The sequence below is a fragment of the Tardiphaga sp. GW821-FHT12E02 genome, from assembly GCF_058807155.1.
In genome coordinates, this window is sequence record NZ_JBXAQK010000001.1 from 216297 (window position 1) to 228975 (window position 12679).

Annotated in this window: 11 protein-coding genes; 3 read left to right on the forward strand and 8 right to left on the reverse strand. The window is 63.3% G+C overall.

Features of this window, described 5'->3' with window-relative positions; translation table 11 throughout:
* Nucleotides 1–14 precede the first annotated feature (14 nt).
* The 3 genes from AC1RQ5_RS01010 to alr all read right to left on the reverse strand — a co-directional run bounded on the left by AC1RQ5_RS01010 (nucleotide 15) and on the right by alr (nucleotide 4374).
* Nucleotides 15–1655 (reverse strand): GMC family oxidoreductase, encoded by a 1641-nt coding sequence (locus AC1RQ5_RS01010; protein ID WP_493196748.1) that lies wholly within the window; start codon nucleotides 1653–1655, stop codon nucleotides 15–17.
* A 305-nt stretch (nucleotides 1656–1960) separates the two neighbouring features.
* On the reverse strand, nucleotides 1961–3214 hold the full coding sequence (locus tag AC1RQ5_RS01015) for a D-amino acid dehydrogenase (protein ID WP_493196749.1): 1254 nt from the start codon (nucleotides 3212–3214) through the stop codon (nucleotides 1961–1963).
* Nucleotides 3211–4374 carry an alanine racemase gene (alr, locus tag AC1RQ5_RS01020; protein ID WP_493196750.1) on the reverse strand — a complete coding sequence of 388 codons (1164 nt, stop codon included), beginning with the start codon at nucleotides 4372–4374 and terminating at the stop codon, nucleotides 3211–3213. Before alr ends, AC1RQ5_RS01015 begins: the two co-directional genes overlap by 4 nt.
* A 150-nt stretch (nucleotides 4375–4524) precedes the next feature.
* Here alr and AC1RQ5_RS01025 point away from each other — a divergent pair, with 150 nt between their 5' ends.
* The gene (locus AC1RQ5_RS01025) at nucleotides 4525–5001 is read left to right on the forward strand and encodes an Lrp/AsnC family transcriptional regulator (protein WP_493196751.1); all 477 of its coding nucleotides are present in this window, start codon (nucleotides 4525–4527) and stop codon (nucleotides 4999–5001) included.
* A 134-nt stretch (nucleotides 5002–5135) separates the two neighbouring features.
* Here AC1RQ5_RS01025 and AC1RQ5_RS01030 read toward each other — a convergent pair whose 3' ends face one another.
* Nucleotides 5136–6758, reverse strand: a complete 1623-nt coding sequence (locus AC1RQ5_RS01030; protein WP_493196752.1) for an ABC-F family ATP-binding cassette domain-containing protein — start codon at nucleotides 6756–6758, stop codon at nucleotides 5136–5138.
* A gap of 135 nt (nucleotides 6759–6893) precedes the next feature.
* On the opposite strand from AC1RQ5_RS01030, the gene AC1RQ5_RS01035 reads away from it, so the two are divergent.
* The gene (locus AC1RQ5_RS01035) at nucleotides 6894–7841 is read left to right on the forward strand and encodes an acetamidase/formamidase family protein (RefSeq protein WP_493196753.1); all 948 of its coding nucleotides are present in this window, start codon (nucleotides 6894–6896) and stop codon (nucleotides 7839–7841) included.
* On the opposite strand, the gene AC1RQ5_RS01040 is transcribed toward AC1RQ5_RS01035, so the two are convergent.
* Nucleotides 7838–8008, reverse strand: coding sequence for a hypothetical protein (locus tag AC1RQ5_RS01040; protein WP_398477217.1), 171 nt, complete (start codon nucleotides 8006–8008; stop codon nucleotides 7838–7840). The genes AC1RQ5_RS01035 and AC1RQ5_RS01040 overlap by 4 nt on opposite strands.
* 269 nt (nucleotides 8009–8277) lie before the next feature.
* Nucleotides 8278–10308, reverse strand: coding sequence for a YgiQ family radical SAM protein (locus AC1RQ5_RS01045; RefSeq protein WP_398477214.1), 2031 nt, complete (start codon nucleotides 10306–10308; stop codon nucleotides 8278–8280).
* Between the two features lie 191 nt (nucleotides 10309–10499).
* On the opposite strand from AC1RQ5_RS01045, the gene AC1RQ5_RS01050 reads away from it, so the two are divergent.
* A complete protein-coding gene (locus tag AC1RQ5_RS01050) occupies nucleotides 10500–10745 on the forward strand; it encodes a hypothetical protein (protein ID WP_493196754.1) in 246 nt (81 codons plus the stop codon).
* Here the strand turns inward: AC1RQ5_RS01050 and AC1RQ5_RS01055 are convergent, their stop codons facing one another.
* Both AC1RQ5_RS01055 and AC1RQ5_RS01060 read right to left on the reverse strand, forming a co-directional pair.
* Nucleotides 10746–11597: a hypothetical protein gene (locus tag AC1RQ5_RS01055; protein WP_493196755.1), complete on the reverse strand. Its 852-nt coding sequence runs from the start codon at nucleotides 11595–11597 to the stop codon at nucleotides 10746–10748.
* A gap of 168 nt (nucleotides 11598–11765) precedes the next feature.
* Nucleotides 11766–12677 carry a flagellin gene (locus AC1RQ5_RS01060; protein WP_493196756.1) on the reverse strand — a complete coding sequence of 304 codons (912 nt, stop codon included), beginning with the start codon at nucleotides 12675–12677 and terminating at the stop codon, nucleotides 11766–11768.
* Nucleotides 12678–12679: the final 2 nt, after the last annotated feature.

Here is a 12679-nt window from a genome sequence, read left to right on the forward strand (position 1 = left end):
GGGATAACCGGCGCCTACCGCGCATCCTCCAAAATCATATCCGACGCCTTTTCCGCGATCATGATCACCGGCGCATTGGTGTTCCCCGACATCAGGTCCGGCATGATCGACGCATCGATCACCCGCAGGCCTTCGATGCCGCGCACACGCAGGCGCTGATCCACCACCGCACGCGCATCATTGCCCATGCGGCAGGTGGATGTGGGATGATAGACCGTGCTGCCGCGCTGGCGACAGTAAGCGAGCCATTGCTCATCAGTCACGGTGCCGGGGCCCGGCTCCACCTCTCGCGTGACGAATGGCTTCATCGCCGGCGCATTGAGAATGTTGCGCAGGATCTTCAATCCTTCCACATTCGCGGTGCGATCGGTTTCCGTCGCCAGATAATTGATGCGGATCGCCGGCGGCACGGATGGATCGGCGCTCTTGATCCGCAGCGAGCCGCGGCTCTCGGGCCGCAACTGGCACACCGATGCCGAATAGCCGGAGAACGGATGCAGCTTCTCGCCCATTTTATCGGTGGAGAACGGCAGGAAGTGAATCTGGATATCCGGCGACGCCATCCGCGGATCGGTCTTGAAGAATGCGCCGGTGGTGCCCGCCGCGTAAGTCAGCGGCCCCTTGCGGAAGGCTGCATATTGCAGGCCCATCATCACCTTGCGTACGGGATGATTGACGAAATCGTTGAGCGTGATCTTTTGCGGACACTCCATCACCATGCGCACCTGCATGTGGTCCTGCAAATCCGCGCCAACGCCGGGCGCATCGAGCAGCACGTCGATGCCATGCTCCTTCAGCAGATCGGCCGGGCCAATGCCCGAGAGCTGCAGCAGCTGCGGTGAGTTATAGGCGCCGCTCGCCACCAGCACTTCCTTGCGCGCGAAGGCCGTCTTGATCTTGCCGTGCTGCTTGAACTGCACGCCCACCGCACGCTTGCCTTCGAACACGAGGCGCTGCGCCGGCGCTTCGGTCTCGACGCGCAGATTGCCATGACCGTTCTTCAGCGCCGGACGCAGATAGACCCGCGCCGTCGAGGCACGGCGGCCGCCTTTCGTGGTGGTCTGAAACCAGCCGGCGCCTTCCTGGCTCGCGCCGTTGAAATCATTGTTGACGGGAAGACCGGTCTGCGCCGCCGCCGCAATGAAGGCCTCCGACAACGGATCGGGGCAACGCGAATCCGACACCGGCAGCGGACCTCCGGTGCCGTGATAATCGTCCGGCCCGCGCGTCTGATCCTCGGCTTTCTTGAAATAGGGCAACACGTCGTCATAACCCCAGCCGGCATTGCCGAGCTGGCGCCAGCGATCGTAATCCTCATGCTGGCCGCGCACATAGAGCAGGCCATTGATGGAGCTGGAGCCGCCGAGCACCTTGCCACGCGGCTGAAACACCTTGCGGTCGTTGAGGCCGGGCTCGGGCTCGGTCTCATACATCCAGTTGACGGATTTTTCCTTGAACAGCTTTCCGTAGCCGAGCGGGACGTGGATCCAGATATTGCGATCCTGCGGGCCGGCTTCGAGCAGCAGCACCGAGTATTTTCCGGACGCCGACAACCGATTGGCGAGTACGCAACCGGCCGAGCCGGCACCGACGATGACGTAGTCAGCCTCGATGGCATTCGCCGGCGCGCGCGCCGACGCAGATGATCCGCTCATGTTTCCCCCGAATGGTTTTCGGCAACTGAAAACGGAAACGGGAGGGATGTAAATGGGACGAAATGAGCGCATGGCGGGCATGCGCTTTTTCCCTCTCCCCGCATCTTGCGCGGGGAGAGGGTGGCCGCGCGAAGCGCGGTCGGGTGAGGGGCATGGCACAACGCCAATGTCACAGAAGCTCGATCGAAGCGAAGGGAAGATGCGATTCGTTAAAGATCGCCAAGCGGAATACGCGTGCCATGCCCCTCACCCGGCGCGAAGACGCGCCGACCTCTCCCCGTTAAGAACGGGGAGAGGTTAGAAACTCAAGTATATCGCGCCATCGCCAACGCGGTCACATCCAGCTCCGGCGCCTTGCCGGAGATCTGGTCGGACAGCACCCGCGCGGTGCCACAGGCCATGGTCCAGCCGAGCGTGCCGTGGCCGGTGTTGAGATGAAGGTTGCCGAACTTGGTCGGGCCGACGATCGGCGGACCATCCGGCGTCATCGGCCGCAAGCCGCTCCAGAAGGTCGATTGCGCGAGATCGCCCGCTTTCGGGAACAGGTCCGTCAGTGACTTGTCGAGCGGCAGACGGCGCGGCGCCGTCGGCTGCGGCGTGTAATTGCCGACCTCCGCCGTGCCACCGACACGGATGCGATCGCCGAGGCGGGTGATCGCCACCTTGTAGGTTTCGTCCATCACCGTGGACTCAGGCGCCACGCTCGCATCGGTGATCGGCACTGTGAGCGAATAGCCCTTCACCGGATAGACCGGCGCATCGATGCCGAGCGGACGCAGCAGCAGCGGCGAGAAACTGCCGAGCGCCATCACATATTGATCGGCGGTGAAGACCCCCTTGTTCGTTGTCACCTGCGCGACGCGGCCACCCGTGACATCCACCGACTTGATGCTCGTCTCATAGATGAACTTCACGCCGAGACCGGCGGCGACCTTCTCAAGCGCCTGGGTGAACAGATGGCAGTCGCCGGTCTCGTCATCGGGCAGGCGAAGCCCGCCGATGAACAGATCCTGCACGCCGGCCAGGCCCGGCTCGTATTGCACGCAGCCGGCTTTATCGAGCACCTGGTAAGGCACGCCGTACTGCTTGAGAATCTCGATATCGCTGCCGGCGCCGTCGAGCTGCGACTGCTTGCGGAACAGCTGTAGCGTGCCCTGGCTGCGCTCGTCATAGGCGACGCCGGTCTCGGCGCGCAGTGTGCGCAGCTGGTCGCGGCTATATTCGGCAATGCCGACCATGCGCGACTTGTTGAGCGCATAACGTTCGCTCGTGCAGTTGCGCAGCATCTGCAGCATCCAGCGCCACTGATACGGATCGGCCTGCGGGCGCACCACCAGCGGACCATATTTGTCCATGATCCAGCCCAGCGCCTTTTTCGGCACGCCCGGCCCGGCCCAGGGCGAGGCATAGCCCGGCGAAACTTCGCCGGCATTGCCAAAGCTCGTCTCCAGCGCCGGGCCGGGCTGACGGTCGATCACCGTCACCTCATGGCCGGCCTTGGCGAGATAGTAGGACGTGGTGACGCCGATGACGCCGGCGCCGAGAACAAGAACCTTCATAGTGCAATCTTCCCAGCACGACCGCGCCAGCGCGTGTCGATTTCCTCAGCATAGATTCGTTCGTAGCGGCGACCGAGCGATGTCAGCATCTCGTAACCGATGGTCCCGGCAGCAGATGCGAGATCATCGATGGTCTGATGCCCGCCGATGATCTCCACTTGCGAACCGCGTGCCAAGGCCCCCTCGGGCAGCTCGCTACAATCCACGATGAGCGAGTCCATGGAGACACGTCCGGCAACCGGCAGTCGCTTGCCGCGAAAATAGACTGCGCCACTTGCGCCAAATGCGCGCTGCAGGCCGTCGGCATAGCCGATCGAGAGAGTCGCAAGCCGCGTCGGCCGCGCCGTCTGCAAGGTCCAGCCATAACCGACATGCGCACCGGCCTCGACATCGCGCACCTGCACGACCTGCGCAGTGAGCCGGATCACCGGCAGCATCGGATTGACCTGCCCGGGCAATGGATTGATGCCATAAAGGGCACCACCGGGCCGCACCAGATCGTGGTGATAGCTGCCGCCGATGAAAATGCCGGAGGAATTTGCGAGCGATTTGCGGACACCGGGGAAGCGAGCCGCCAGCGCTGCGAATGCCGCGTGCTGATACGCATTGGCCGGATGCAAGGCTTCATCGGCGCAAGCCAGATGGCTCATCACCAGCGTGACATCGATGCCGGGGAGCGGAGCTTCGACAAATTGCGCGACTTCACGCGGCGACATGCCAAGCCGCGACATGCCGCTATCGACCTGCACCACCGCAGCCAGCTTTCGCCCGCGCTCCCGCGCCTGCTGTGACCACGCCTGCGCCTGATCGAGCGAATTCAGCACCGGCACGAGGCCCGCTGCCGCGCAGTCACCCTCGCCGCCAAGCGGCAGGCCGTTGAGCACATGGATGGTCACATCGCGCGGCAGATGACGGCGCAGATCGAGCCCTTCATCGAGATGCGCGACGAAGAACGACCGGCAACCGGCCTGATAGAGTGCCGGAGCCACGCGATCAGCGCCGAGCCCGTAGGCATCCGCCTTGACCACACCTGCACACGTGACGTTGGGGCCCACTTTGCTGGCGAGCAGCCGGTAATTCCGGCCGATCCCGGCCAGATCGATGGTCAGCACCGCGCCTGCGTGCTGCGCACTGTCGTTCACATCCACCCGCGCCAGCATGATCGCCACCTCCATTCGAGGACCAACGAGTCACTATCTCACCCCATTCACGACGCTTTACGGCGATTTAGGCCAATGCTAACATCTCAGGCGCCGGATTCCGGCGAATATGGTCGATATATTAGCGAATTTCTGCGATCCGAGGGAACCATGCCTGCCGACCTCGATTCCATCGACCGAAAGATCCTGCGCGAGATCGTGCAGGATGCCCGCATCAGCCAGATGGCGCTAGCTGAGAAGGTCGGCCTGTCACCCACTGCCTGCACGCGGCGGCTGGGCGCTCTGGAGAAGAAGGGGATCGTCCGCGGTTATGCCGCCGAGATCGAAGCAGCCGAGCTCGGCTACATGATGACCGTGCATGTCCACATCACGCTGGACAAGCAGAGCGAGGATGCCCTCTCCGCCTTCGAGCGCGCCATCGCGCAATGCCCGGACGTGGTGTCCTGCTATCTGATGTCCGGCAATGACGACTACCTCGTCCATGTCCAGGCGCGTGACATGCAGGACTATGAGCGCATCCACAAACAGCATCTGTCGCGCATGCCGGGTGTGTCGCGTCTGCATTCGAGTTTTGCGATGCGGACGGTGGTGAAGCGCGGCGTGTCGCTGTCGGCGCTGAAGGGGTGATGCGCACCACACACCGCCCCTCATCCTGAGGAGCGCGCAAAGCGCGCGTCTCGAAGGATGGCTGCGGAGCTCAGAGCCAGGCCAGCTCATGGTTCGAGACGGCGCTGCGCGCCTCCTCACCATGAGGGGCTGAGCTAGCTATGCAGCCCCGGCGCTTCCTGGCCGGTGCGCTCGACATATTCGTTATAGCCGCCGCCATATTGATGGATGCCGTCCGGCGTCAGCTCCAGCACGCGGTTCGACAGCGCCGCCAGGAAGTGGCGGTCATGCGATACGAACAGCATGGTGCCCTCGAAATCCGCCAGCGCCTTGATCAGCATTTCCTTGGTGGCCATGTCGAGATGGTTGGTCGGCTCGTCCAGCACCAGAAAATTCGGCGGATCGAACAGCATTTTTGCCATCACCAGACGCGCCTTCTCGCCGCCTGACAGCACGCGACAGCGCTTCTCGACATCGTCGCCGGAGAAGCCGAAGCAGCCGGCCAGCGCGCGCAGTGTGCCCTGCCCTGCCTGCGGAAAGGTGTCTTCGAGATTCTGGAAGATGGTGCGCTCGCCATCGAGCAGATCCATCGCATGCTGGGCGAAATAACCCATCTTCACGCTGCCACCGATGGTCACGCTGCCGGTGTCCGGCTCGGATGCGCCAGCCACCAGCTTCAGCAGCGTCGACTTGCCGGCGCCGTTGATGCCCATGATGGCCCAGCGCTCCTTGCGGCGAACCATGAAGTCGAACCCTTCATAGATCACCTTGCTGCCATAGGCCTTGTGGATGCCCTTCAGGCTGGCGACGTCTTCACCCGAACGCGGTGCCGGAAGAAAATCGAACGACACGACTTCACGGCGCTTCGGTGGCTCCACCCGCTCGATCTTGTCGAGCTTCTTGACGCGGCTCTGCACCTGCGCCGCATGGGAGGCACGCGCCTTGAAGCGCTCGATGAACTTGATTTCCTTGGCGAGCATCGCCTGCTGGCGCTCGAACTGCGCCTGCTGCTGCTTCTCGTTCATGGCGCGCTGCGCCTCGTAGAACTCGTAATCGCCGGAATAGGAGTTCAGCGAGCCGCCATCGATCTCCATGATCTTGGTGACGATGCGGTTCATGAATTCGCGGTCATGCGAGGTCATGAGCAGCGCGCCCTCATAGCCCTTCAAGAATCCCTCGAGCCAGATCAGGCTTTCCAGATCGAGATGGTTCGACGGTTCGTCGAGCAGCATCACGTCCGGCCGCATCAACAGAATGCGGGCCAGCGCCACGCGCATCTTCCAGCCGCCCGAGAGCTTGCCGACATCGCCGTCCATCATCTCCTGCGAGAACGACAGACCGGCCAGAACCTCGCGCGCGCGGCCCTCGAGCGCGTAGCCATCGAGCTCCTCGAACCGCGCCTGCACCTCGCCATAGCGGGCGATGATCTCGTCCATCCTGTCGGCCTGATCCGGATCGGCCATGGCCGCTTCCAGCTCTTTCAGCTCGGTGCCCACCACGCTGACGGGGCCCGCGCCCTCCATCACCTCGGCGGTTGCGCTGCGACCCGACATTTCGCCCACATCCTGGCTGAAATAACCGATCGTGACGCCGCGCTCGACCACCACCTGGCCTTCATCCGGCAGCTCGCGGCCGGTGACGAGGCGGAACAAGGTGGTCTTGCCGGACCCGTTGGGGCCGACAAGGCCGATCTTCTCGCCCTTCAGCAGCGCGCCGGCGGCTTCGATGAAGACGATCTGATGACCGTTCTGCTTGCTGATATTGTCGAGGCGGATCATGGGCGGCGGGACTCGCGGGCAATAAGGAAGGCCTCGCAATAAGGCATCGCACCGGCCCGCGAAAGGATATTTTGCGCTGCAAACGCCGGTTCAGCCGGTAAGCTGTGCCGCAGAATCGGAAATCAGGGGCCACCAATGATGCAGACCATCCAGCCGACACCCGCCACCGTCCATTGGGGCTATTTCGACGCCGCGCAGAAGCCGATCGCCACGATCGAGCCGGGCGAAACCGTCATCATGACCAGCGTCAGTGGCACCCGCGACCACCTGCCGACAGATTCCGGCATGACACCGCGCCCGGAACTACTCGCCATCATCGACGCCGTCACACCCGATCTCGGGCCGCATATTCTCACCGGCCCCGTGGCCGTCCGCGGCGCCGAGCCGGGCGATGCGCTACGCGTCCAGATCCAGGACGTCCAGCTCGCCGACGACTGGGGCTACATGCTGTTCCGCCCCGGCATGGGCACATTGCCCGACGATTTCGACTATTTCCGCCGCATCCATATCGGGCTCGATCGTGCCAACAACATCGTCAAGACGCCGTGGGGCATCACGTTGCAGGCACAGCCGTTCTTCGGCGTGATGGGCACCGCACCCAAACCCGAAGTCGGGCGCGCCTCATCGACCATGCCGTCGCATTTCGGCGGCAATATCGACAATAAGGAGCTCGGCGCCGGCAGCGTGCTATATCTGCCGGTCTGGGCCGCAGGCGGCCTGTTCTCCTGCGGCGACGGCCATGCCGTGCAGGGCGACGGCGAAGTCTGCGTCACCGCCGTCGAAACAGGCCTCACCGGCACGTTCAAGATCGATCTCGTGAAGAATGCCCAGCTCGAAGCGCCCCATGCCGAGACGAAGGACCATCTCATCACCATGGCCTTCGATCCCGACCTGGATGAGGCTGCACGGATTGCGCTGCGCCGGATGATCGCGATGGTCGCTGCGCGCACCACGCTGTCGCCCGAGGACGCCTACATGCTCTGCAGCCTTGCGGCAGATGTGCGCGTCACCCAGCTCGTCAATCTCGAAAAGGGCATCCATGTGATGATGCCGCATGACGTGATCGCGCAGGCGAAGCGCTAGCGGTTGCGCCGCTGCCCTGCGAGCCAGGCGTTGTTCTCGGCCAGCGTCTTCAGGGCCAGCGCCACCTGGCGCAGCTCATTGCGTTCGGGGCCCGGCGGCAAGGCGCGTGCCTTCCGCAAGGCGATGCGGGCGAGATCTCGGAATTCCTCTGCGATGCGTTCGGTCATGCCGAAACAACGCCGCAAACGGGAACTTCGACAGCTGCGCGGAACAGCTATTCATGGGGAACCCGCAAGGAACTTGAGGGAACTCGGCCGCGCCACACATGTGGCAATTCGGTTGGCGTGTGCACATGAGGATAGTGCTCGGCCTGCATAGTTCGAGACGCCCGCTTCGCGGGGTCCTCACCATGAGGGACGTCTGTAGCGACAAACTCCACCCTCATCCTGAGGAGCCGCGCAGCGGCGTCTCGAAGGATGGCCGCGAGCTGAACCGATTACTTGCGGATCGGGATGCCCTTGGTGGTGAATTTGCCCATCCGGGCACCGCCCGGACGCACCGGTCGCTGTGTGCCGGCTGCCTTGCCCGTACCCGGCGGCTGATGTGCCGGCACAAGCTGCTCCGGACGCGGGCCGATCAGATCGGCGCGGCCCATCGCCCGCAGCGCATCGCGCAGCACCGGCCAGTTATCGGGATCGTGATAGCGCAGGAACGCCTTGTGCAGCCGGCGCTGGCGCAGGCCCTTGATCGCATCGACCTTCTCGCTGGCGCCGCGGCGGATGCCGCGCAGCGGATTGAGGCCGGTGTGATACATCGCCGTCGCAGTCGCCATCGGCGACGGCAGGAAGGTCTGCACCTGATCGGCGCGGTAGCGGTTCTTCTTCAGCCACAGCGCGAGGTTCATCATGTCCTCGTCGGTCGTGCCGGGATGCGCCGCGATGAAATACGGGATCAGGAAGTACTTCTTGCCGGCCTTCTGCACAGCGGCATCGAACATTTTCTTGAAGCGGTTATAGGTGCTGATGCCCGGCTTCATCATCTTGTCGAGCGGCCCGCGCTCGGTGTGCTCCGGCGCGATCTTGAGATAACCGCCGACGTGATGGGTGACGAGCTCCTCGATATATTTCGGGCTCTCCACCGCCAGATCGTAACGCACGCCGGACGCGACCATCACCTTCTTGATGCCCTTGGTCTCGCGCACCTTGCGATACAGACGGATCAGGTCGTCATGCGACGTGTTCAGGTTCGGGCAGATCTCGGGGAAGACGCAGGACGGCAAGCGGCAGGCCTTCTCGACCTTCGGATCCTTGCACGCCATCCGATACATGTTGGCCGTCGGCCCGCCGATATCGGAGATGACCCCCGTAAAACCCGGCGTCTTGTCGCGGATCTTCTCGATCTCCTGCAGGATCGAGCCTTCGGAGCGGTTCTGGATGATGCGGCCTTCATGCTCGGTGATCGAGCAGAAGGTGCAGCCGCCGAAGCAGCCGCGCATGATCGTCACCGAGAACTTGATCATGTCCCAGGCGGGAATCTTGGCATCGCCATAGGACGGATGCGGCGCGCGCGCATAAGGCAGGTCGTAGACCGAGTCCATCTCGTCCGAGGTCAGCGGGATCGGCGGCGGATTGAGCCAGAGATCGCGATCGCCATGACGCTGCACCAGCGCGCGCGCATTGCCCGGATTGGCTTCCCGATGCAGCACACGCGAGGCGCGGGCATAGGCTTCCTTGTCCTGCTCGACCTGTTCGCAGGACGGCAATCGCACAACCGTATCGCCGCTGCGGCGCGTGGCGCCTTCATCGGCGGAGTCGATATCGTCCGCTGGCAGTTCGGTGTAATTCTCCGGCACGCGGCGGAACAGCGCGACGCCGCGGATGTCATCGAGATCGCGCGGCGATTCACCATCGGCCAGCCGATGGGCGACTTCAACCACGGCGCGCTCGGCATTGCCGTACAGCAGCAGATCAGCCTTCGCGTCGGCGAGAATCGAGCGACGCACTTTCTCCGACCAGTAATCGTAATGCGCGATGCGGCGGAGCGAGGCCTCGATGCCGCCGAGAATGATCGGCACGTCCTTGAACGCCTCACGGCAGCGCTGTGCATAGACCACCGTGCAGCGGTCCGGTCGCTTGCCGCCTTCGCCATTCGGTGTGTAGGCGTCATCGCTCCGGATGCGGCGATCCGCGGTGTAGCGGTTCACCATGGAATCCATGTTGCCGCCGGTGACACCGAAGAACACCAGCGGCCGGCCCAGCGCCTTGAACGGCTCGGCCGAATGCCAGTCCGGCTGCGAGATGATGCCGACACGAAACCCCTGAGCTTCCAGCAGGCGGCCGATGATCGCCATGCCGAAGGAGGGATGATCCACATAGGCGTCGCCGGTGACGAGCACGATGTCGCAGGCATCCCAGCCAAGCTCGTCCATCTCGGCACGGCTCATGGGCAGGAACGGCGCCGGCTTGCGCAGCAGCGTCTGGCCCGACCAGGCCATCAGGGGTTTTTCGGCGACAGCGAGGTTGTTCATGCGCCGTGGAATAAGGCTCCACAGCCCGGATTACAACGGCGACGCCGTATTTCAGGCGAAAAGGAACCGACACCGGACCTGCGGCATGCTGAAAGCTCCACGCCTGCGGTAATATTGCACGCCTCGCTTCAGGGAACATCTCGCGCCCTTCACCGTTCTCGTGGGCTAAGCGCGTATAAGATTGCAGTGTGATGGCCTGGTCCGACCGTTTTACCGACCCTATCGAGATCCCGAATGGTGACAGGCTTGCGACGCTCCGCGATGCGGGCGCCTATATCGCCCGGCTTCCCAATTCCGAATACAAGACGGACGCGTGGCGCACCGCGACGCATCTGCTGATTGAAGCAGCCGAAGGCGCGGTGTCGATTGAACTTGCCCGCTTCGCTATCCTGCAGGCCTTCGCCGTCGAGCAGCAGAAAGAAGCACTCGCGGGCTGATCAGCGAGCAACGGCCGCCGCAAACGCCCGATCGACGATCGCGAGCTTCACGGCCTGGGCCGTCGCATATTCCCGCCAGAAACCGTGCGAGATCCAGAGTGTCGAGCGGTCCGGTCGCCCCTCCCAGCCGAGACTGCCCAGCGCCTCAGCCTCGCGCAGCTTGCGCACCAGATGCGAGCGCGACAGTACCAACCCGCCGATCAAGGAATCCACCGACGAGACTCCGCTCGGAATGCAATCGGCGGCCGGGTCGATCTGCGGGATGCTGGTCATGATGCGATCCATCACGATGCCGCCCCCGTTTAGCCAGGTGAACAGCGCGAACGTATGCACGGGCTCACGGATCGGCGGTGTCGTCAGCAAGGCATCGGCGATCAGCGGCTGAGTGCGTGGCAGGATATCGGCGCCCGCATGCAGCATCTGCATCCGCGTGCCGCCGTCGAGACCGTCGAGCGTGGCCAGATGCAGCATCAGCCAGCCGCCGATCTGCTGCAGGCTCTCATCGCTCGGGACGATGGGCCGCGTGCGCTTGTCGTGCGCATCCTCCACCGGCCGCGCCAACCCGTATTGCACCATTTCCTTGATGAACGCGTCGGCCGTATTGCGGCTTGCAACCTTGTGGTGCTCCACCAGCTTGAGGAAGTCGCTGGGCACAATGCGGCTGTCCTGGCTTCGGAAATAAAGCCCGAATGCTGCATGCGCCATCAGCCAGCGCTGCTGTGTCGCGAAGACCGATGTCGGCCGCGGATCGGACTCGAATGCGCCGATCAACGCACCCGATTGCCGACGGATGAGCTCAGGAAGCCGCGCATGATCGACAATCTCATCGAAGCTCAGGACGACATGGGCCATTTGTGAGTACGCGATCCCCAATCAGGACTGCGCAGATAGCACCACTTCCGCCTGTCGTCTCGCACAAGCGGACGGACCGTGGTCGCGCCGTGTCCGGTTTAGGAAAGCCGAGCATTTTCCGCAACTTGCAAGCAAACCAGCGAAGCGAGCGCTGGTCACGACCATGACTTACCGCAAATAGCTCGCGAGCGTCAGGCTCTGCACCTTGGCAATCGCTGCATAGGATGCGGTGAGCTGCGCCTGGTAGGTCGATAGCTTGGCGGTGACGGCGGCGACATCGACACTGGTCAGATCGCTGCCGAGCGTCTGCGCATAGGACTGATACTCGGCCTGATAGGCGCTCGCCTTTTCGATCGATGCCGAGGCGTTGGAGATCCGGGTCTGCACAACGCCCAGCTTGTCGATGGAATCCACCGCGAGGTCGAGCGCCTCGTTGAGCGTCTCTGTCGAGAGCGGCGAGTTGCTGGCCACCAGATTGATGGCGCGCATGATCTGCTCGAAGGCTGCATTGTCGGCGGTCACGCCATACGACACAGTCTGGTTGTCCGACACGCGGACCGACGCGATCTGATCGTTGCCCTGATAATAACTGGTATCGGTGCTCGACGGCGACGTCGCCGCGGCAAAGGTCGTGCTCGAAATATCGACCGGCGCAGTTTTGGTGTCGGAACCGCCAAACAGGTAGCTGCCATTGTACTGGGTGTTGAGCAGCGAGGCCATCTGGTCGAGCATGTTGCGGGCAGACTCGGTGACGCTGGCCGCGTCCGTGCTGGATGCGCTCGATGCACTCGTGAGCAGCGTCCGGAACTGGGTCACGAGGTCGGAGACCGAATTGACCGCGGAATACATCACCTGGATCTTGCTGTTGGTCAGCGTCGCCGCGTCGATATAGGACTGCGACCGCGTCACCGAGACCTGCAGATTCAGGACCTGCTGCGCCGACGAGCCCAATCCACCGAAATCGGACGAGATCAGGCCCGACGCCTCCTGGATCTGCTGGTTCGCCATGGTGCTCTGCGTGCGCAGCGCCGAGGCGATCATCTGGTCGTTCATCGCAAACGTGGCAACACGCATCTGCATCA